Here is a 19,786-nt window from a genome sequence, read left to right as displayed (position 1 = left end):
GCCGATGGTACTGCAGGGGGGACCCTGTGGGAGAGTAGGACACCGCCGGACACCATTCACGATGGCCACCCAGAAATGGGTGGCCATCGCTGTTTAACCGGTCGGTCTCTGTTCGAGGACGAACAGGGCCGGCCGGAGCGACGATGACCGTCGTCGCCCGACTCCGGAACGAGGAGCAGCGATGACTCAGCACGACCCGACGTCCTCTACGGAATCGAGGCCGCTCCAGAACGGCTTCGACGTCGTGGAGGAACACGTCCTGTCAGACGAGCTCCTCCGGATCGAGCAGACTGCGCTCGACAAGAGGGCAGCCGGATACGTCCAGCTGCAGGAGCAGCTGCGCATCCGACTCGAGAACGCCGACCGCGACCGATGACCGACGACTCGCGACTCGACTCGGCTCTCGCCGAACGGGGCATCGCCCGGTCCCGCACCCATGCCGCTCGGATGATCGCCGACGGTCTGGTGACGGTGGACGGCGTCCCTGCACTGAAGCCCTCGATCCGCGTCCGCGACGATCAGGACGTCGCGGTCGCCGGCCTCGACCACTACGTCAGCCGGGCCGCCCACAAGCTGCTCGCCGCCCTCGACACCTTCGCGACGGTGCGAGTCGCCGGCCGGAACGCTCTCGACGTCGGGGCGTCGACGGGCGGGTTCTCGCAGGTCCTGCTCGAGCGCGGCGCCGCCTCGGTGATCGCCCTCGACGTCGGGCACGCGCAGCTCGCTCCCCGGATCCGGTCCGACGATCGCGTCCACGTGGTGGAGGGGTTCAATGCGCGGGATCTCACCGCCGCCCGGCTCGCCGAAGCCGCCAGGACCGAGATCGTCCCGGACCTGGTCGTGTCCGACGTGTCCTTCATCTCCCTGCGGATGGTTCTGCCTCCCGTCGCCGCCTCCGTGGATCCGCTCGCCGACTTCGTGGTGCTGGTGAAGCCGCAGTTCGAGGTCGGCCGCTTGGGAGTGCGGGAGGGGATCGTCCGGGATCCGGAGCTGCGTCGCGAGGCCCTCTCGGACGTCCTGTGGTCGGCGTGGGACCTGGGGCTCGGCGTCGTCGGGCTGGCCGAGTCGCCACTCCCGGGGGGCGCTGGGAATCGCGAGTATCTGGCGCACCTCCACCGCGACCGCGGAACGATTCCGACAGAATGGAGGGACGCGGTCACCGCGCTCACCACCGGATGACGCGATCGTGTCCGCCGCTGTCGACCGACCAGAAGGACACACCCTCGATGCAGTCCCCTCGTGACGAGCGCAACATCCTCGTCGTCGCCCACACCGGACGGACGGACTCCCTCGATGCGGCGGTCCTCGTCGTCGAGCGCCTCCGGAACTCCGGCGCCCACCCCGTCCTCTGCGCCGACGACAAGGGCGACATCGTCGCGGTCGCTCCGGATCTGAGCGACGTCGCCGTGCTCGGGTCCGACGTCCCGCTCGAGTCCATCGAGCTCGTGTTCGTGCTCGGCGGGGACGGGACCATCCTCCGCGCAGCGGAGATCGTCCGGTCCGGGACGGCCCCTCTGCTCGGCGTGAACCTCGGCCACGTCGGGTTCCTCGCCGAGAGCGAGCGGGACGATCTCGACGACGCCGTCGCCCGTGCGCTCGACGGCGACTACGCGGTCGAGGAGCGGATGACCCTGCAGGTGCGCGTCAAGATCGACGAGGCCGTCGTCTACGAGACCTGGGCGCTCAACGAGGCGACCGTCGAGAAGGGCAGCCGCGAGCGGATGCTCGAGGTCATGGTGGGCGTCGACGGACGTCCGCTGTCGAGCTTCGGCTGCGACGGCATCGTCGTGTCCACTCCGACCGGTTCCACCGCTTACGCCTTCTCCGGGGGCGGCCCCGTCGTGTGGCCGACCGTCGAGGCGATGCTCCTCGTTCCGCTCAGTGCCCATGCCCTCTTCGCGCGGCCCCTCGTCGTGGGCCCGTCGTCGAGCCTCGCCGTCGAGGTCAAGGAGAGGACCGACGGCGTCGGCGTCCTCTGGGCCGACGGCCGGCGCGCCTACGAGCTGCCGCCGGGAGCGCGCGTCGTCTACCGGCGCTCGCCCGTGCCCGTGCGCTTCGCACGCCTGCACGACGCCCCCTTCACCGATCGACTCGTGCACAAGTTCGGTCTCCCCATCCGCGGATGGCGGGGGTCGGCGGAGACGGAGTAAGGCCCGATGCTCGAAGAGCTGCAGATCCGCGACCTCGGAGTGATCGCCGAGGCGACGCTCCCGCTCGGACCGGGCTTCACCGCGGTCACCGGCGAGACCGGCGCCGGCAAGACGATGGTGGTCACGGCGCTCGGCCTCGTGCTGGGCGCGCGCTCGGACGCGTCCGCGGTGCGCTCGGGAGCGAAGCAGGCCTGGGTGTCGGGGCGCTGGCTGGTCCCCGAGGAGGGCCCGGTCGCCGAGCGCGTCCACGACGCCGGCGGCGATCTCGACGGCCCGGAGCTGCTCCTCGCGCGGTCCGTCTCGGCGGAGGGACGCGGGCGAGCCGTCGTCGGCGGCCGGAGCGCACCGGTCAGCGTGCTGAGCGAGCTCGCCGATCAGCTGGTCGTCGTGCACGGGCAGTCGGACCAGATCCGCCTCCGCTCCGCCGCGGCGCAGCGCGAGGCGCTCGACCGGTTCGGCGGACCCGGTCTCGCCGACGCCCTCCGCGACTACGCGAGCGCCTTCGAGCGTTGGCGGGCCAACCGGGAGGAGCTCGACTCGCTCACCGAGGCCCGGGAGACGCGCGCCCGCGAAGCCGAACGGCTCCGCTCCGCCCTCGCCGAGATCGAGGTGGTCGCCCCCCAGCGCGGGGAGGACGTCGAGCTCGCGGCGCAGTCCGCCCGGCTCGGGAGCATCGAGCAGCTCCGGCTCGCCGCTGGCGAGGCCCGCGAGGCGATCTCGTCCGAGGAGCTGGACGGGCGGGACGCGCTCGGGCTCCTCGAGACGGCGCGGCGCGTGCTGGAGCGGGCGGCCGAGCACGACGCCGCCCTGCAGCCGACGGTCCAGACGCTCGGCGAGGCGGCGGTGCTCCTCGTCGACGCCGCCGGCGGGCTCTCCTCCTACCTGGCGGAGCTCGACCTCGACGGCGCGCACGACCTGGAGCTGATCGAGAACCGTCGGGCGGAGCTGTCCCTGCTCGCCCGCACCTACGGACCGACGCTGGACGACGTGCTCGACCTGGTGGACTCCTCCGGACTCCGCCTGCTCGAGCTCGACGGCGACGACGAGAGGATCGCGGCTCTCGAGGCCGACACCGCGGCCGACGCGGACCTCGTCGACCGCCTCGCGACCCGGCTGACCGAGCTGCGGACCGCGGCGGCCGCCGAGCTGGGGGAGCGGGTCAGCGACGAGCTCACCGCGCTGGCCATGGCGGATGCGCGCCTGCACGTGAAGGTGACGGCCGCGGGGGAGCCGAGCATCCACGGGCGCGACTCCGTCGAGATGCTGCTCCAGCCGCACACCGGGGCCGCACCCCGGCCCCTCGCCCGCGGAGCCTCGGGAGGCGAGCTCTCGCGGGTGATGCTCGCGATCGAGGTCGTGGTCGCCGCCAACGACCCCGTGCCGACGTTCGTCTTCGACGAGGTCGACGCAGGGGTCGGCGGAGCGGCGGCGATCGAGATCGGCCGACGGCTCGCGCGGCTCGCCGAGACGTCGCAGGTCATCGTGGTGACCCACCTCGCGCAGGTCGCCGCATTCGCCACGAACCACCTCCGCGTCGAGAAGGGCTCGGACGGCGCGGTGACCTCGAGCGCCGTGACGCAGCTCGACTCCGAGGAGCGGGTGTCCGAGATGGCGCGCCTGCTCTCGGGGCTCACCGACTCCGCCAACGCTCTCGCTCATGCGCGGGAGCTCCTCGAATCGAGTCGGCGGGGCTGATCGCGAGCGGCCCTGGACGACATCGATCCGTCCCGGACGGTCCGCCGCCGCCGTTCTGCTGTTACGGTGGAACCCCGTGGTGGACTTTACGAACGCGGGCCTTTCCTCTTCTTCTCCCTCGGATCCCGAGGGCTCCTCCAGGTCCTCGACCCGGAACGCTTCGACGGCCGGGCAGGACGCCCCCTCGAAGATCACGAAGCACATCTTCGTCACCGGCGGTGTCGTCTCCTCGCTCGGCAAGGGACTCACGGCCGCGAGCCTGGGCAACCTGCTGACCGCGCGCGGGCTGCGCGTCGTCATGCAGAAGCTCGACCCGTACCTCAACGTGGACCCGGGGACGATGAACCCGTTCCAGCACGGCGAGGTCTTCGTGACCGACGACGGCGCCGAGACCGATCTCGACATCGGCCACTACGAGCGCTTCCTCGACATCAACCTGAACCAGGCCGCGAACGTCACGACCGGCCAGATCTACTCGCGGGTCATCGCGCGGGAGCGCGCCGGCGAGTACCTCGGCGACACGGTCCAGGTCATCCCGCACATCACGGACGAGATCAAGCGGCGCATGCGCCTCCAGTCGGAGGACGACCCGCAGCCGGACGTCATCATCACCGAGATCGGCGGCACCGTCGGCGACATCGAGAGCCAGCCGTTCATCGAGTCGGCCCGCCAGGTCCGCCACGAGCTCGGCCGCCGCAACGTCTTCTTCGTGCACGTCTCGCTGGTGCCCTTCATGGGCGCCTCCGGCGAGCAGAAGACCAAGCCCACCCAGCACTCCGTCGCGGCGCTGCGCTCGATCGGCATCCAGCCGGACGCGCTGGTGCTGCGGAGCGACCGGCCCGTGTCGGAGTCGAACAAGCGCAAGATCGCGCTGATGTGCGACGTCGACGAGCAGGCCGTGGTCAACGCCAAGGACGTCGCGTCGATCTACGAGATCCCGCAGATGCTCAACGAGCAGGGCCTCGACGCCTACATCATCGACCAGCTGGGCCTCCCGGCCGGCGAGGTCGTCTGGGACGGCTGGTCGCGACTGCTCGAGGCCGTGCACGAGCCCAAGCACGAGGTCACCATCGGCCTGGTCGGGAAGTACATCGACCTGCCCGACGCCTACCTCTCCGTGACGGAGGCTCTGCGGGCCGGCGGCTTCGCGCAGCAGACGAAGGTCGCCATCCGCTGGATCGCCTCCGACGGGCTCGAGGACCCCGAGGCTGCGGCCAAGGCGCTCTCCGAGCTCGACGGCATCTGCGTGCCCGGCGGCTTCGGCATCCGCGGCATCGAGGGCAAGCTCGGCGCGCTGCGCTTCGCGCGGGAGAACGGGATACCGACCCTCGGGCTCTGCCTCGGCCTGCAGTGCATGGTCATCGAGTACGCCCGCAACGAGGCCGGCCTCGAGGGGGCCTCGTCGTCGGAGTTCGACCCGGAGACGGAGTTCCCCGTCATCGCGACGATGGCCGAGCAGGTCGAGATCCTCGCGTCCGGGGACATGGGCGGCACGATGCGCCTCGGCCTCTACACGGCCGAGCTCGCCGAGGGCTCGATCGTCGCCGAGGTGTACGGCGCACCTGAGGCTGCCGAGCGCCACCGTCACCGCTACGAGGTCAACAACCGCTACCGCGACCGGATCGCCGAGGCGGGGCTCTGGTTCTCGGGCCTCTCGCCCGACGGCCACCTCGTGGAGTACGTCGAGCTGCCCCGCGAGAAGCACCCCTACTACGTGGGCACGCAGGCGCACCCGGAGCTCCGCTCGCGCCCGAACGCCGCGCACCCGCTCTTCCGCGGCCTCGTGACCGCCGCCCTCGAGCGCCAGGAGGCCTCGCGCCTCTTCCCGGCATCGGAGGCGGGCGCCGATGAGTGAGCCGCTGTCGGACGAGCTCGTCGAGCCGGAGGTCCTGACCAGTGAGCGCGTCTTCGACGGGATGGTCTGGGGCGTCCGCGCCGAGACGTTCCGCTACGGCGGCGGCGAGCTGCGCCGGGAGTTCCTCGATCACACGGGAGCCGTCGCCGTGCTGGCCCTCGACGACGAGGACCGCGTCGCCCTGATCAAGCAGTACCGGCACCCTGTCCGCACCCGCGAGTGGGAGATCCCGGCCGGCCTGCTCGACGTCGAGGGCGAGGATCCCCTGGTCGCCGCTCAGCGGGAGCTGGGCGAGGAGACGGACCTGCAGGCCGAGCGCTGGGACCTGCTCTCGGAGTTCGCCACCTCGCCGGGCGGCAGCGACGAGGTCATCCGGATCTACCTGGCCCGCGGGCTCTCGTCCACCGGCTCCGCCTTCGACCGCGAGGCGGAGGAGGCGGACATGGAGCTGCGGTGGGTGCCGCTGGACGAGGCGGTCGAGGCGGTCCTCGCCCGCCGGGTGCAGAACCCCTCGCTGACGATCGCGGTGCTCGCGGCGCACGCGTTCCGCTCGCGCGACTGGGACGGGCTGGGCGACGCGTCCTCGCCGTGGACGCGCCACCCGCGGGTCCGCCACCCCCGGGGGTGAGCCCCCGCGCCTGCGCCGAGGCGTACCTCCGGCAGGCGAGCGTGGAGCGCGGGCTCTCGGCGCACACGCTCGCGGCCTACCGGCGCGACCTGGAGCTCTACCTCGGCTGGCTCGAGGAGCGCGGGACCGTCGATCTGGCGCAGCTCGGACGGGTCGACGTGGGGGAGTTCTCCTCCTGGCTGGCCGCACGCCCGGAGCGGCCGCTCGCGGCGAGCTCGCGCGCACGGATCCTCTCGAGCGTCCGAGGGCTGCACCGCTTCGCCCTCGAGGAGGGGGTCGTCGCGGACGACGTTGCCCGGGACGTGATGCCGCCGAAGGTCCCGATGACCCTGCCGAAGGCGGTCACGGTCGAGCAGATGGCGGCACTGCTCGACGCGGCGCGCGGCGAGGAGCTCGCGGACCTGCGGGACCGGGCCCTGCTGGAGCTGCTCTACGCGACGGGCGCGCGCATCTCGGAGGCGGTGGACCTGAACGTCGACGACGTGGTCGCCGCGGAGGTGGTGCGGCTGACGGGCAAGGGGTCCAAGCAGCGGATGGTGCCGCTCGGCCGCTTCGCCCGCGAGGCGGTCGACGAGTACCTCGTGCGTGCGCGGCCCGAGCTCTCGCGGAGGGGACGCGCGACGCCGGCGCTCTTCCTGGGGGTCCGCGGGAGCCGCCTGTCGCGGCAGAGCGCCTGGCTGGTCATCCGCGCCGTCGCCGAGAAGGCCGGGCTGGACCGGGAGATCTCGCCGCACACCTTCCGGCACTCGTTCGCGACCCACCTGCTCGCGGGCGGTGCCGACGTCCGCGTGGTGCAGGAGCTCCTCGGGCACGCCTCGGTGGCGACGACGCAGATCTACACGCTGGTGACGGCGGACACGCTCCGGGACGTCTACACGTCCGCGCACCCGCGAGCGCGGCGCTAGAGCCGCGGCCCCGCGCGGCGGGGCGCGGCGGCCGGGGAGCGGGGCGCCGGTACACTCGTCGGAGGCCGCGCGGGAGCGCACGCCGCCACGGAAGCGAGGACGACGCAGGTGACACGCAAGACGGACGACAAGGCCGAGCTCACCGGTCTCGAAGCCCCGACGCTCGGCCCGACCGGCCGCCCCCTGCGCGACTTCCCGCTGCCGGTGGAGCTCACCGGTCACGGCCCCGCTCGGATCATCTCCCTCTGCAACCAGAAGGGCGGCGTCGGCAAGACGACGACGACCATCAACCTGGGCGCGACCCTCGCCGAGTACGGCCGACGCGTGCTGGCCATCGACTTCGACCCGCAGGGCGCCCTCTCGGCCGGCCTCGGGGTCACGACCTACGACGCCATCACGATCTACGACCTGCTCCTCGGCACCGTGAAGGACCCGGCCGAGGCGATCCGGAGGACCCGCGTGCCGGGCCTGGACGTCATCCCGGCCAACATCGACCTCTCCGCCGCCGAGGTCCACCTCGTCAACGAGGTCGCGCGCGAGCAGATCCTCGCCCGGGTGCTCCGCAAGGTGAGCGCGGACTACGACGTCATCCTGATCGACTGCCAGCCCTCGCTGGGCCTGCTCACGGTCAACGCGCTCACCGCGAGCCACGGCGTCCTCATCCCGCTCGAGTGCGAGTTCTTCGCGCTGCGCGGCGTCGCCCTGCTGATCGAGACGATCGACAAGGTCCGCGACCGGCTCAACCCGGTGATCGAGCTCGACGGCATCCTGCCCACGATGTACGACTCCCGCACCCTGCACTCGCGGGAGGTGCTCGACCGGGTGGTCGACGCCTTCGGCGACAGCGTGCTCGAGACGGTGATCGGCCGCACGGTGAAGTTCCCGGACGCCAGCGTGTCCGGCGTCCCGATCACCCAGTTCGCGCCCGAGCACAACGCCGCGAAGGCGTACCGCAAGCTCGCCAGGGAGCTGATCTCGCGTGGCGCGGTCGCCTGAGGTCCTCCTCGAGGAGCGCGCCGCTCCCACCGGGTTCCACCTCGCGCTGACCAACTTCGAGGGTCCGTTCGACCTCCTGCTGAGCCTCATCGCGAAGCAGCAGGTCGACATCACCGAGATCGCGCTGAGCGCCGTGACGGACGAGTTCCTCTCGTACCTGCACGGGATCGACTCGCTCGAGGGGCTGGACCGCGCGTCGGAGTTCCTCGTCGTCGCCGCGACGCTCCTCGACCTGAAGATCGCCGGACTCCTGCCCCAGGGCGAGCTCGTGGACGCGGAGGACGCGGCGCTGCTGGAGGCGCGAGACCTGCTGTTCGCCCGGCTCCTGCAGTACCGGGCCTTCAAGCAGGTGTCGTCGTGGTTCGCCGAGCGGATCGCGATCGAGACCGCCCGCCACGTGCGCGACGTGCCTCTGGAGGAGGAGTACCGGTCCGCGAAGCCGGAGCTCGTCTGGACCCTGTCGCCCGCCGACTTCGCCGCCCTCGCGACCGTCGCCCTCGCTCCGCGCGAGCTGCCGACGGTGGGCCTGGACCACCTGCACGCCCCGCAGATCAGCATCCGGGAGCAGGCCGCCCACGTCGTGGCGATGCTGCGCGCCCGCGGGAGGGCCACCTTCGGCGAGCTGATCGCGGACGCCGACGAGAAAGGCGTGATCGTCGCGCGCTTCCTGGCCGTGCTCGAGCTCTACCGGCACGCCGCGATCTCGTTCGACCAGCCGGAGCCGCTCGGCGAGCTCACGCTGCGCTGGGTCGCCGAGCAGTGGAGCGATGCGAGCCTCGCCGCGCTCGGAGCCGACTATGACTCCTGACGCCGGCCCCGGGACCGTCGCGTTCGAGATCGACCGGGCGATCGAGGCGATCCTGATGGTCGCGGACGAGCCGCAGCCGCTCGCCTCCCTCGCGACCGCGCTGTCGAGGCCGATCGCCGTGGTCCGCCAGTCGATCGAGCGCCTGGTCGCCGACTACGACGGCGCCTACGGGGCGATCCGCCGGGGCTTCGAGCTGCGCGAGGTCGGTGCCGGCTGGCGGATCTACGTGCGCCGCGAGTACGACCCGGTGGTCAAGGACTTCGTCCTGACGCAGAACCCGACGCGGCTCTCGCAGGCGGCGCTCGAGACGCTCGCCGTGATCGCCTACAAGCAGCCGGTCTCGCGCGGTCAGGTCGCGCAGATCCGCGCGGTCAACGTCGACTCCGTCGCGCGCACCCTCCTCGGCCGCGGCCTCATCGCGGAGGTCGGCCACGACCCCGAGACGGGCGCGGTCCTCTACGGCACCACCGAGCAGCTGCTCGTGCACCTCGGCCTCACCTCGCTCGACGAGCTGCCGAAGATCTCCCCCCTACTGAGCGACGGAAGAGACGGATTCGATGAGCGCGCCTGACAGCGGCCCCGACGGCGAACGACTGCAGAAGGTCCTCGCGGCAGCGGGGGTCGCCTCCCGACGAGTGGTCGAGGAGATGATCGTGGCGCGGCGGATCCGCGTCAACGGCGAGGTGGCGGACGAGCTCGGCCGCCGCATCGATCCGGCGACCGACCGGATCGAGGTCGACGGGGTCGCGGTGCAGCTGGACACCTCGCGCCGCTACGTCATGCTCAACAAGCCGATCGGCGTCGTCAGCTCGCTGGCGGACGAGAACGGACGCACCGACCTCAGCCTCTACACGAAGAACTTCGAGGAGCGGCTGTTCAACGTCGGGCGCCTCGACGCCGAGACCTCGGGCCTGCTGGTGCTGACCAACGACGGCGAGCTCGCCCACGTCCTCGCGCACCCGTCGTTCGGAGTGACGAAGACCTACATCGCGAAGGTGCACGGGCAGGTGCTCCCGCAGACGATCGCGACGCTGACCACCGGGATCGAGCTCGACGACGGACCGGTGGCCGCCGACAAGGCGCGTCTCCTCGGCCGGCCGGAGGGCCGCTCGAACGCCTCGCTCGTCGAGATCACCCTGCACTCCGGTCGCAACCGGGTCGTCCGCCGGATGATGGCGGCGGTCGGCCACCCGGTGATCGAGCTCGTCCGGCGCCAGTTCGGGCCGCTGCACCTGGGCACCCTGCGCTCGGGCGATCTGCGCGACCTGACCCGGGAGGAGCTGGGCGCGCTGCTCACGATCGCGCGGCAGGGCGGCGAGGCGGTGGCGGCCGCTCCCGCGGTCCCCTCGAAGAAGGTGAGCGCGGGTGCGCGGCGGCCCCGGCCTGACAGCGGCGAGCGCGTCGCCCCGGCGGAGCGCGGCTCGGCCGGGCGATCCTCGGATCGCGGCGGATCGTCCGGACGGTCGTCCGACCGCGGCGGCTCGGCGGGACGGTCGTCCGATCGCGGCGGCTCCTCCGCCGGCGGCGGGCGGAGCGACGGTCCTCCGCGCCGGTCCGGCGCCGACAAGCAGCGCCGCGCCGATCGCTAGGCTGTCGGGGTGAACGAGCTCCTGCACCCCGCGCCGCCCGCGATGCGGACGACCGGGACGGTGCGGGTGGTCGGCTCCGGACTACTCGGCGCCTCCATCGGCCTCGGCCTCGCCTCCCGCGGGATCGACGTCGTCCTCGACGACGCCTCGCCCGCGAGCCTCTCCCTCGCCATCGACTACGGGGCCGGCCGCGCCGCCTCCGCCGACGACCGGCCCTCCGTCGTCGTCGTCTGCGTCCCCCCTGACGTCACCGCGAGCGTCGTCGAGCGCGAGCTCGCGGCGCACCCCGGAGCCGTCGTCACCGACGTGGCGAGCGTCAAGACCCAGCCGCTGCGCGAGCTGCGCTCCCGCGGCGTCGACCTCGCCCGCTACATCGGCTCGCACCCGATGGCCGGCCGCGAGCGCGGCGGACCGGTCGCCGCGCGGGGGGACCTCTTCGTCGGTCGGCCCTGGGTGATCTGCCGCGACGGCGAGACCGCGCCCGACGCGCTCGCGCGGGTGGAGGGCCTCGCTCTCGACCTCGGCGGCACCATCGTCGAGATGGACCCGGAGGAGCACGACCTCTCGGTCGGCCTCGTCTCGCACGCCCCGCAGGTGATCTCGTCACTGCTCGGCCAGCGCCTCCTCGACGCCCCGAACGCGGCGCTCCGCCTCGCCGGGCAGGGCGTCCGCGACGTCTCGCGCCTGGCGGCCTCGGCCCCCGAGCTCTGGATGCAGATCCTGGCCGCGAACCGCGAGCACGTCGTCGCGGTGCTCGACGCCTTCCGCGACGACGTCGCCGCGGTCGCCGACGCTCTCCGCGACCTCGAGGCGCCCGGCTCGCGCCGCGTGCTCGCCGAGCACCTGGCCGCGGGCAACGCCGGAGTGGCGCGCCTGCCCGGCAAGCACGGCCAGGACCAGCGCTTCTCGACCCTGATCGTCCTCGTCGACGACTCTCCCGGAACCCTCGCGCGACTCCTGGTCGAGATCGGCGAGGCGGGCGTCAACCTCGAGGACGTGCGCCTCGAGCACGCGCAGGGGCGCCGAGTGGGTCTCGCCGAGATCTCGGTGGTGCCCGAAGCGGTCGCGCCGCTGACCGAAGAACTGACCATACGCGGCTGGAGGATCGCCGGATGAGCACCGAGCAGAACAGGCAGGAGGGCGGCCTGAACAGGATGACGCCCGCCCGCCGGGCACAGCAGAGCATCCCGGAGGACGGGGGCGCGGCTCCCGAGCGCGAGGCGCGCTCCGAGGCCGCCGAGCAGGGCGACTTCGGCGAGGCCGTCGTGGTCGCCATCGACGGCCCGGCCGGCAGCGGCAAGTCCAGCGTGTCGAGGGCTGCCGCCCGCCGCCTCGACTTCGAGTTCCTCGACACGGGAGCGGCCTACCGCGCGCTCGCCTGGCACGGGCTCGACCGCGGCCTCGACTTCGAGGACCAGGACGCGATCGTCGACGCGCTCGACGGCTTCGACTACTCCATCGGCACCGACCCCGAGTCGTACTCGGTGTGGGTCGGTCCGACCGAGGTGACCGCCGCCATCCGCGAGCCCCGGGTGACCGCGCGGGTCTCGGCCGTGGCGAAGGTCCCCGAGGTCCGTCGGAGGATCACCCTGCTGTTCCGGAGGATCATCGGCGAGACGCGCCGGGAGGGCATCATCGTCGAGGGCCGCGACATCACGACGGTCGTCGCACCGACCGCTCCGGTCCGGATCCTGCTGACGGCGAGCGAAGAGGCTAGAATGGCAAGGCGTTCGCGCGAGGTCACCACGGAATCCGCCGAGGCGACGGGTCAGGCGCTGCGGTCGAGGGACCGCGCCGACTCGCAGGTGGTCGACTTCATGAACGCCGCAGAAGGAGTCACTCTTCTCGACTCCACTCATCTCGACTTCGAGCAGACCGTCGACGCGGTCGTCGCCGAGGTCCGAACTTCGAGAGCAAGGGCCGGTCATGGCACAGGATACGCACGTCGGTGACGACGAGCTGAACTTCGGAGACGACGACCTCGTCGAGCGCCTCGGCGACCTCGACGAGCAGCTCGCCTCCTCACGCGCGCAGGCGCTCCGGAGCGGACTCGAGGACTACGACCTCGACGAGGAGGACCTCGACCTCCTCGAGTTCGCCGGGGAGGACTCGGACGAGGTCCGCTACCTCCCCGCCCTCCCGGTCGTGGCGATCGTGGGCCGCCCCAACGTCGGCAAGTCCGCGCTGGTGAACCGCATCCTCGGCCGCCGCGAGGCCGTCGTCGAGGACACCCCGGGCGTCACGCGCGACCGCGTGTCCTACAAGGCGGAGTGGATCGACAGGGCGTTCACCATCGTCGACACCGGCGGCTGGGAGCCCGACGCCCGCGGCATCGACGCCTCCGTCGCCATGCAGGCCGAGATCGCCATCGACCTCGCCGACGCCGTCATCTTCGTCGTCGACGCGAACGTCGGCGCGACCGCGACCGACGAGCACGTCGTGAAGCTGCTGCGCAAGACGAAGAAGCCGGTCTTCCTCGCCGCCAACAAGGTGGACGACGCCCGCCAGGAGCCGAACGCCGCCTCGCTGTGGTCGCTCGGCCTGGGCGAGCCCCGCCCCGTCTCGGCGGTCCACGGCCGCGGCGTCGCCGACCTGCTCGACGCGGTGCTCGAGAAGCTCCCTCTGGAGTCGGCCGTCGCCAAGCGCGAGGTCGGCGGACCGCGCCGCGTCGCGATCCTCGGCCGCCCGAACGTCGGCAAGTCCAGCCTGCTCAACAAGGCGGCGGGGGAGGAGCGGGTCGTCGTCAACGAGCTCGCCGGCACCACCCGCGACCCGGTCGACGAGCAGGTCGAGATCGCCGGCAAGGTCTGGCGCTTCGTCGACACCGCGGGCATCCGCCGCCGCGTGCACCTCCAGCAGGGCGCCGACTTCTACGCGTCGCTGCGCACCTCGACCGCGCTCGAGAAGGCGGAGGTCGCCGTCGTCGTCCTCGACGTCTCGCAGCCGATCTCGGAGCAGGACGTCCGCATCATCGACCTGGTGCTGGAGTCGGGCCGGGCGCTCGTGCTCGCCTTCAACAAGTGGGACCTCCTCGACGACGAGCGCCGCCGCTACCTCGAGCGCGAGATCGAGACCGACCTCGCCCACGTGGCGTGGGCGCCCCGCGTCAACATCTCGGCCCGCACCGGCCGACACCTCGAGAAGCTCGTGCCGGCGCTCGAGCTCGCCCTCGAGTCGTGGGACACGCGCATCCCGACGGGCAAGTTCAACGCGTTCCTCGCCGAGCTCACCGCGGCGCACCCGCACCCCCTCCGCGGAGGCAAGCAGCCCCGCGTGCTCTTCGGCACGCAGGCCTCGTCGCGCCCGCCGACATTCGTCCTCTTCACGACCGGGTTCCTCGACCCGGGCTACCGCCGCTACATCGCGCGCCGCCTGCGCGAGATCTACGGCTTCCAGGGGTCGCCGGTGAACGTCAACATGCGCGTCCGCGAGAAGCGCGCGCGCTGAGCGCAGCCGCACCGTGTCCGGCCCGTGGGAGCTCCTCCCGCGGGCCGTCCGCGTCTCCGGGAGGAGCGGTCGTCGAGTCGAGGGGCGGATGCCACTCCGATGCGGCTCGATCGAGCGGGTCGGCCTCGTCGCGAGCGGGAATGACGGGCGGCGCGGTGCTGCCGAAGGCCCAGCGGCCTCCCTCGAACCGGGCGGTCGTCTCTCCGAGCGGGCGTCGGCAGGGCCGGGAGGCCGGTCAGTCGCCGGTGGCGAAGGGCCACCACGGCGGCAGGAGCCGTCGGTAGGCGGCGAGGTAGCTGCCGGGATCGCGGGGCGCGGGCAGACGGAGCCACTGCTCCATCAGGCCGACGGAGCCCGCCGCGAGGAACGAGGCCGTCGCGTCCTCGAGGAAGCCGAGCGGTGCGTCCGCGGCCGGGACGTCGAGGATCCCCGTGTCGAGCGTCGCGGAGACGGCGGTGCGGAAGTGCCCTGCCAGCATCGCGCGGAGGCCCGAGTCCCCGCCGGGGGCGTCGAAGGCGCGGAGGTAGAGGTCGCGGTGGCCGTCCAGGTGGCCGAGGACGCGGGAGGTGCCCTCGCGGATGCTCGCGTCGGTCGCGGCACCGCTCCGGAGCTGCTGGAGGTAGCCCTCCCGGATCGCGTCGAGCTCGTCCTGCAGGGCGGCGCAGAGCAGCTCCGCGGCGGACGAGGCGTGGGCGTAGAAGGTGGAGCGGTTCACGCCGGCGAGATCGGTGATCTCGGAGACGGTGAGGGTGGCGACGTCGCGGCCGGTCGCGAGTTCGACGATCGCCCGGTGCAGGGCCACCTGTGATCGCTTCTGCCGCGCATCCACTGCTGACGCCTCCCGAGCTGCCGACGGCGCGTCGACCCGTGCCGACGCGTTCCGCCCAGCGAGTCTACGGGGCCCGCTCGTTTTCACTTCCGGCGTCGGCATCCGCTAAGGTAGTCGAGTTGCCCGGGCCTCGGCCCGGTCTGCCACGGGCTGTGGCGCAGCTTGGTAGCGCACTTGACTGGGGGTCAAGGGGTCGCAGGTTCAAATCCTGTCAGCCCGACGGAAAGCCCTGATGAGACCAATGGTCGTCGTCAGGGCTTCCGTCGTTTCCGGGCCTCGTCGTGACGCTGCGGGCCGCTCACCGGAGCGCTGCGGCGACCTCGGCGAAAGCCACGCGACGTCGAGCGGAGCGCGCCTCCCGCTCGGCGGGATCCCGTGCCCAGAGCGCCTGTCGCGACGGATGGAAGGTGCGGATCACCGTGAGGCCGCGCTCGCGCTCGATCGCCGGGTGCCGCCTGAGGAGGCGCCGCCAGCCGTGATCGGCGTCGCCGCCCTGCAGGAGGACCACCTCGACGTCGGGGGCGAGCGCGAGCAGATGCAGGACGGTCTCGACGCCGGCGTCGAGCTGCTCGGCGTTCGGGGCCCGGTTGATGTACCAGGGGTAGGCGTTCCACGGCAGCAGGTCGGCGGGGGCGAGGCCCACCTCGTCCATCAGCCCGGCCATGAGCTCCGCCGTCGGGTCGTCGTTCTCGGTGCAGAGGAAGCCGCTTCCGATGCCGTCCTGAGTGGCGGGGCCGGGATCGCGGAGGACGCTGAGGACGCGCGCCTCCACTCCGCCGTGCAGGGGCGCGACGTAGGGCAGCCAGCCGCGTCCGTAGGGGTTCCGCAGCTCGTCGACCCAGCGGTTCACGGGAGCCACGTGCGGTGCGTAGCGCTGCTCCCACTGGGCGCGGCGGAAGGAGAGGTCGGCCATGGAGCGGGGCATGTCCGCACCCTAGAGGGTGACCGGGGCGGCGCGGCACCCTTCCTGGTCGTCGGCCGTGCCGGCGGCGTCCGGACTGAGAGGCCGGAGCGGCATGCACGGCGTCTCCCCGACCGCCCGCAAGGGCGGCGGCAGGCCGGCTCCCTAGCGTCGGTGGACGTGACCCACTCCGCTCCGCTCGCCCGCTGGTGGCGCGAACCCTGGTGGGCGCGGCTCACCCTCCTCGCGATCCTGTGCGGTTCGACGGCCCTCACCGGCTGGAATCTCGCCCGGGGCGGAGACGCCGTCTTCTACGAGGCGGCGGCACGGTCGATGTCGGAGTCGTGGCACGCGCTGGCGTTCGGAGCCTTCGATCCCGCCGCCACGGTGACGCTGGACAAGCTGGCGGGGTTCGCGGTGCCGCAGGCGCTGAGCATCCGGCTGTTCGGCATGTCGACGTCGTCGATCGCGCTGCCGCAGCTGATCGAGGGGCTGATCACGGTCGCGGCGTGCTCGGTCGTCGGGCTCCGGTGGGGCGGCCGGGGGCTCGGGCTGGTCGCGGCGGCAGCGGCGGCGAGCACGCCGATCCTCGTGTCGATGTTCGGGCACCCGATGGAGGACGGGCTGCTCACGGCGGCACTCGCCGTGGCGCTGGTGTGGTGGCAGCGCGCGGTGCTGACGGAGCGGTGGTGGCCGCTGCTGATGACCGGGCTGTCCATCGGGATCGGCTTCCAGGCGAAGATGATGCAGGCCTGGTTCGTCCTGCCGGCGCTCGTGGTGGCGACTCTCGTCGGGGTGCGCGGGTGGCGCCGAGCCCTCGCCTGGGCGGGCGGGCTCCTGGCCGTCGTGGTGGGCGCCTCGGTGGCGTGGATGGTCGCGATGCAGGCGGTGCCGGCAGGGGACCGGCCCTACATCGACGGGTCGACGGGGAACGACGTCTTCGCGATGGTGTTCGGGTTCAACGGGCTCGACCGGCTGATCCCGGGAGCGGTGCCCGGCGCCGTCGTCGCGTCCGCCCACGTCGCGGCGATGGGCGGAGCGGCGGGATCGTCGCCGGTGAAGCTTCTGCTCGCGCAGTACGCGACCCAGGTGGGCTGGCTGTACCCCGCGGCGCTCGCGGGGCTGATCCTGGGGGCGGTGCGCTGGCGGCCGCGGCGGGGGAGCACCCGCGGTCCGTTCGCCCTCCTGGTCCTGACCGTGGTGTGGCTGGCGACGGCGGCGGCGGTGCTCTCGGTGGCGACGGTGCCGCACACCGCCTACGTCGCGGCGATCGGAGTGCAGCTGGCGCTCCTCGCGGCGCTGGGCTGGGCGGAAGCGGTGCGGCTGCTCGCGTCGACCCGGGTCGTCGCGCGGCTGGTGCTGCCGCTCCTCCTCGTCGCGCAGACGGCGTGGAGCGCGGTGCTCGCCGTGGGCGGGCAGCTGCCCGCGGTGCTGGGCCTGCCGTTCGCGGCGCTCGCCGGAGCAGGGCTCGTCGTGGTCGCGGTGGCGGCGCGGCGACGGAGGGGCGGTGCGGTGGAGCGAGCGGTCGGGAGCCGGAGGGAAGCGGCCCGCCGTCGTCCCGTCGCGCTCGCGGCAGCGGTCGTGATCCTGGCCGGGCCGGTCGCGTTCAGCCTGCAGGTGCTCGACGCATCCCTCGACGGGTCGGGCGGCGACGCGCTCGTCGGCCTGCGCTTCCCGCAGCGGGCCGAGACCTCGGCTCCGTTCGCGGTCTCATCGCCGGACGCGGTCGGCGGGCACGACTCGATGACCGTCGACGAGACCGGCCTGGTCGCCGCCGCTCGTGCCGCCGGCGGCGGGGTGGACGGCGCGCCCCTGTTCCTCACCGACTCCTGGGCGATCTCGGCGCCGATCATCACGGCGACCGGCGCGAGCGTGCTCACCGACGGCGGCTACTCCGGCCAGGCGCGGGTCTTCACCGAGCAGGACGTCACCCGGATGATCGCGGCAGGACGCACGCCTCTGCTGGTGCTGAAGAACTCCGCTCCGCCGACCGAGTCGGTGCGGAAGGCCGTGGTGGCTGACGGGTGCACCGAGCTGCAGGAGTGGGGGCCGGCGGGGACGGAGTCGGGGGAGCACGCCTCCGCGGTCACCGGGTTCTCTCTGTGGCGGTGCGGACCGGTGCCGCAGAGCTCGGCGGGCGGGGTGTCGGGTGCCGGCCGGTGACGGCGTCGGGCAGTTCTCGCCTGGACGAGATCGGCTCCCGCCGGAACGATCGCCCTCGTCCTTGCGCTCGACGGGTCAGGCCAGGCCGAGGAGGTCGAGCGTCCAGGCGTGAGCGAGGACGTTCTCCTGGTGGGACTCCTCGGGCGTCAGTCCGCTGAGGTGACCGCCCGAGGTCGCACGGAGGACGACGTGCGCGGGATCGTCGCGCTCAGCCACTGCCCGGTAGGCGCTTGCGAATTCCGCGATCGCCGACGCGTCGACTCGGGCATCGCGGAGACCGGCTCGAATCCACGCGCGCGGAAGCGGTCGGCTCCGCCCCACCATTGTGGCGATCGTCGCGAGTGGAGAGAGCCCGCTCGCGAGGATCCAGTCAGGGTCACCGAACTCCTCACGGTCGGACGCCGCCGCGGCTGCGGAGCGATCATCGAGCGCGCCGACGGGATCGAGGAAGGGATGCACGAGGTGGAGGCCACGGAGTTCTGCGGGGCGACGGAGGCAGACCGTCGCAGCGACCAGCGCGCCCGCGCTCGCCGCGGTGAGAAGGAGCCGGTGCGAGTCGATCCCTGGAAGCTCACGAAGCAACGCCAGGCAGGCGAGGAGGTCCTCGATCGGGCGCTCGCGGCCGAGGCCGGTCGCCTGCCGATGCCACTCCGGGCCGTTCTCTCCGCCCCCGCGGACATGGCAGTAGGCGATCGCGGCTCCGCGCGCGAGGAGGTCGTCCGTGAAGGGATCGAACGGCCCCTCGAGGCTGATGCCGTAGGCGCCGTAGACGTGGACGACGACGGGACAGCTGTCGGCGCCGTCAGGAGTCATCAGGGTGAGCGGGACGAGGGTGCCGTCCCGGCTCGGCGCAGTGAGTGACGTGACCTTCATCCGTTCTGTGACCTCGGTGGCGAGTGCCTTACCCGGCACAGGGGTGACGCAGTGGGCGCGGTGAGCAGGGGAGGAGACGAGCATGATCGGGTGGCGGGTGATCGGATCGACGGCGGGAACAAGGGTCCCGGCCGCCGGCGCGAGCCAGAGCGCGTCTGCCCCGCCGCCGGGCAGCCACACCGCTCTCCTGCCGGACGACCGACCGAGTACGAAGAGCTCACCCTGGGCCTCCTGCAGGTGCTCCGCCTGAAGGGCCTTCGGAACGGGAACCTCGAGAGGACGCGTCGAGCCGGTCATCCGGACGACTCCGTGCCGTCGATACAGGACCGCGAGGCCGCCCCTGCAGGCGGAGACCTCCGCGTTCTCCGTGCCGAGGTCGAGGCGACGGCACGTCGGGGGACTGCTCTCCTCTCCGGTCAGCACCCAGTACCGGGAGTCGCGCGCCCCTCTCGATGCGAGTACGGCGATCGCCCCGGCGACGCTGCGCAGATCGAGCCTCCGAGCCTGATCGGGCTCTTCGAGCAGCACGTGGGGAGTCGTCAGGCTGCGATGCCACCAGACCGCCTGCCAGGGCCGACCCGCGTCGTTCCGCCTTATCCAGAGGAATCCGTCCGAGAACGATCGGATGCGCGGGGAGACGGGGCGCTCGTCCTGAACGATCTCGACGGCTCCGCTCCTGGTCGCGACGGCGACGCGGATGCGGTGATGCTCATCACCGTCCTGATCGCTCACAAGTGCGAAAGCGGCGGCGCCCGGCGAGAGCACCAGAGACTCCTGCGGTGCGATGACGAGGGTGTGCTGCACGGGGCGCCCGTCGGGATCCCGGAGGAGCACCTGCCGGGGGCCTGTCGGCTCCGCGGCTGCGCTCGACGGCTGCAGAGCTGCGAGATGTCGCAGCCGTCCGGCGATCGCAGAAACCCGAGGCGGCAGTGCGTCGCGAGCCGTGA

At 72.6% G+C, this 19,786-nt stretch carries 17 protein-coding genes, 1 tRNA gene and 1 pseudogene; 16 read left to right on the top strand and 3 right to left on the bottom strand.

Annotated features, from left to right (window positions below):
• Window positions 1–181: 181 nt before the first annotated feature.
• From C5C71_RS11290 to der, 14 genes and pseudogenes are all read left to right on the top strand, one after another.
• Entirely contained in the window at window positions 182–376 is a 195-nt protein-coding gene (locus C5C71_RS11290; protein ID WP_104337705.1) for a hypothetical protein, read from the top strand.
• Window positions 373–1,179, top strand: a complete 807-nt coding sequence (locus C5C71_RS11285; RefSeq protein WP_104250717.1) for a TlyA family RNA methyltransferase — start codon at window positions 373–375, stop codon at window positions 1,177–1,179. Before C5C71_RS11290 ends, C5C71_RS11285 begins: the two co-directional genes overlap by 4 nt.
• 47 nt (window positions 1,180–1,226) lie before the next feature.
• Window positions 1,227–2,150 carry an NAD kinase gene (locus C5C71_RS11280; protein WP_104222498.1) on the top strand — a complete coding sequence of 308 codons (924 nt, stop codon included), beginning with the start codon at window positions 1,227–1,229 and terminating at the stop codon, window positions 2,148–2,150.
• Between the two features lie 6 nt (window positions 2,151–2,156).
• Window positions 2,157–3,845 (top strand): DNA repair protein RecN, encoded by a 1,689-nt coding sequence (gene recN / locus C5C71_RS11275; RefSeq protein ID WP_104222499.1) that lies wholly within the window; start codon window positions 2,157–2,159, stop codon window positions 3,843–3,845.
• 190 nt (window positions 3,846–4,035) lie between these two features.
• Window positions 4,036–5,700 (top strand): CTP synthase, encoded by a 1,665-nt coding sequence (locus C5C71_RS11270; protein WP_104222604.1) that lies wholly within the window; start codon window positions 4,036–4,038, stop codon window positions 5,698–5,700.
• A complete protein-coding gene (locus C5C71_RS11265) occupies window positions 5,693–6,328 on the top strand; it encodes an NUDIX hydrolase (protein ID WP_104233392.1) in 636 nt (211 codons plus the stop codon). Before C5C71_RS11270 ends, C5C71_RS11265 begins: the two co-directional genes overlap by 8 nt.
• Window positions 6,325–7,233 carry a site-specific tyrosine recombinase XerD gene (gene xerD, locus C5C71_RS11260; protein WP_104225422.1) on the top strand — a complete coding sequence of 303 codons (909 nt, stop codon included), beginning with the start codon at window positions 6,325–6,327 and terminating at the stop codon, window positions 7,231–7,233. Before C5C71_RS11265 ends, xerD begins: the two co-directional genes overlap by 4 nt.
• A 108-nt stretch (window positions 7,234–7,341) precedes the next feature.
• Window positions 7,342–8,229, top strand: coding sequence for a ParA family protein (locus tag C5C71_RS11255; protein ID WP_104222502.1), 888 nt, complete (start codon window positions 7,342–7,344; stop codon window positions 8,227–8,229).
• Window positions 8,213–9,037: a ScpA family protein gene (locus C5C71_RS11250; protein ID WP_104267431.1), complete on the top strand. Its 825-nt coding sequence runs from the start codon at window positions 8,213–8,215 to the stop codon at window positions 9,035–9,037. Before C5C71_RS11255 ends, C5C71_RS11250 begins: the two co-directional genes overlap by 17 nt.
• A complete protein-coding gene (gene scpB / locus C5C71_RS11245; protein WP_104337704.1) occupies window positions 9,027–9,608 on the top strand; it encodes an SMC-Scp complex subunit ScpB in 582 nt (193 codons plus the stop codon). The genes C5C71_RS11250 and scpB overlap by 11 nt, the downstream gene beginning before the upstream one ends.
• Window positions 9,595–10,353, top strand: a pseudogene (locus C5C71_RS11240) (pseudouridine synthase); the annotation flags it as partial. The gene scpB and the pseudogene C5C71_RS11240, both read left to right, overlap by 14 nt.
• Window positions 10,354–10,668: 315 nt before the next feature.
• Window positions 10,669–11,742, top strand: a complete 1,074-nt coding sequence (locus C5C71_RS11235) for a prephenate dehydrogenase (protein WP_104222605.1) — start codon at window positions 10,669–10,671, stop codon at window positions 11,740–11,742.
• Window positions 11,739–12,578 carry a (d)CMP kinase gene (gene cmk, locus C5C71_RS11230; RefSeq protein ID WP_258063687.1) on the top strand — a complete coding sequence of 280 codons (840 nt, stop codon included), beginning with the start codon at window positions 11,739–11,741 and terminating at the stop codon, window positions 12,576–12,578. Before C5C71_RS11235 ends, cmk begins: the two co-directional genes overlap by 4 nt.
• Window positions 12,553–14,073, top strand: coding sequence for a ribosome biogenesis GTPase Der (gene der, locus C5C71_RS11225; RefSeq protein ID WP_104222506.1), 1,521 nt, complete (start codon window positions 12,553–12,555; stop codon window positions 14,071–14,073). Before cmk ends, der begins: the two co-directional genes overlap by 26 nt.
• A gap of 235 nt (window positions 14,074–14,308) precedes the next feature.
• Here the strand turns inward: der and C5C71_RS11220 are convergent, their stop codons facing one another.
• The gene (locus tag C5C71_RS11220; RefSeq protein WP_104225419.1) at window positions 14,309–14,875 is read right to left on the bottom strand and encodes a TetR/AcrR family transcriptional regulator; all 567 of its coding nucleotides are present in this window, start codon (window positions 14,873–14,875) and stop codon (window positions 14,309–14,311) included.
• Window positions 14,876–15,048: 173 nt separating this feature from the next.
• On the opposite strand from C5C71_RS11220, the gene C5C71_RS11215 reads away from it, so the two are divergent.
• A tRNA-Pro gene (locus C5C71_RS11215) sits at window positions 15,049–15,122 on the top strand.
• A 78-nt stretch (window positions 15,123–15,200) separates the two neighbouring features.
• Here the strand turns inward: C5C71_RS11215 and C5C71_RS17945 are convergent.
• The gene (locus tag C5C71_RS17945) at window positions 15,201–15,827 is read right to left on the bottom strand and encodes a uracil-DNA glycosylase (RefSeq protein ID WP_104273319.1); all 627 of its coding nucleotides are present in this window, start codon (window positions 15,825–15,827) and stop codon (window positions 15,201–15,203) included.
• Between the two features lie 156 nt (window positions 15,828–15,983).
• Here C5C71_RS17945 and C5C71_RS11205 point away from each other — a divergent pair, with 156 nt between their 5' ends.
• Window positions 15,984–17,966 (top strand): glycosyltransferase family 39 protein, encoded by a 1,983-nt coding sequence (locus C5C71_RS11205; protein ID WP_104337702.1) that lies wholly within the window; start codon window positions 15,984–15,986, stop codon window positions 17,964–17,966.
• A 75-nt stretch (window positions 17,967–18,041) separates the two neighbouring features.
• On the opposite strand, the gene C5C71_RS11200 is transcribed toward C5C71_RS11205, so the two are convergent.
• A complete protein-coding gene (locus C5C71_RS11200; RefSeq protein ID WP_146084457.1) occupies window positions 18,042–19,643 on the bottom strand; it encodes a prolyl oligopeptidase family serine peptidase in 1,602 nt (533 codons plus the stop codon).
• Window positions 19,644–19,786 lie beyond the last annotated feature (143 nt).

The sequence above is a fragment of the Rathayibacter sp. AY1C1 genome (genome assembly GCF_002932105.1).
In the GTDB taxonomy this organism is placed as follows: domain Bacteria; phylum Actinomycetota; class Actinomycetes; order Actinomycetales; family Microbacteriaceae; genus Rathayibacter.
This window is presented reverse-complemented; position numbering and strand designations above follow the sequence as displayed.

What these genes read in the sequence shown, in the direction of transcription:
- C5C71_RS11290 (WP_104337705.1), top strand. Translation starts at nt 182, where the DNA reads ATGACTCAGCACGACCCGACGTCCTCTACGGAATCGAGGCCGCTCCAG.
- C5C71_RS11285 (WP_104250717.1), top strand. Translation starts at nt 373, where the DNA reads ATGACCGACGACTCGCGACTCGACTCGGCTCTCGCCGAACGGGGCATC.
- C5C71_RS11280 (WP_104222498.1), top strand. Translation starts at nt 1,227, where the DNA reads ATGCAGTCCCCTCGTGACGAGCGCAACATCCTCGTCGTCGCCCACACC.
- recN (WP_104222499.1), top strand. Translation starts at nt 2,157, where the DNA reads ATGCTCGAAGAGCTGCAGATCCGCGACCTCGGAGTGATCGCCGAGGCG.
- C5C71_RS11265 (WP_104233392.1), top strand. Translation starts at nt 5,693, where the DNA reads ATGAGTGAGCCGCTGTCGGACGAGCTCGTCGAGCCGGAGGTCCTGACC.
- scpB (WP_104337704.1), top strand. Translation starts at nt 9,027, where the DNA reads ATGACTCCTGACGCCGGCCCCGGGACCGTCGCGTTCGAGATCGACCGG.
- C5C71_RS11235 (WP_104222605.1), top strand. Translation starts at nt 10,669, where the DNA reads ATGCGGACGACCGGGACGGTGCGGGTGGTCGGCTCCGGACTACTCGGC.
- cmk (WP_258063687.1), top strand. Translation starts at nt 11,739, where the DNA reads ATGAGCACCGAGCAGAACAGGCAGGAGGGCGGCCTGAACAGGATGACG.
- der (WP_104222506.1), top strand. Translation starts at nt 12,553, where the DNA reads ATGGCACAGGATACGCACGTCGGTGACGACGAGCTGAACTTCGGAGAC.
- C5C71_RS17945 (WP_104273319.1), bottom strand. Translation starts at nt 15,827, where the DNA reads ATGCCCCGCTCCATGGCCGACCTCTCCTTCCGCCGCGCCCAGTGGGAG.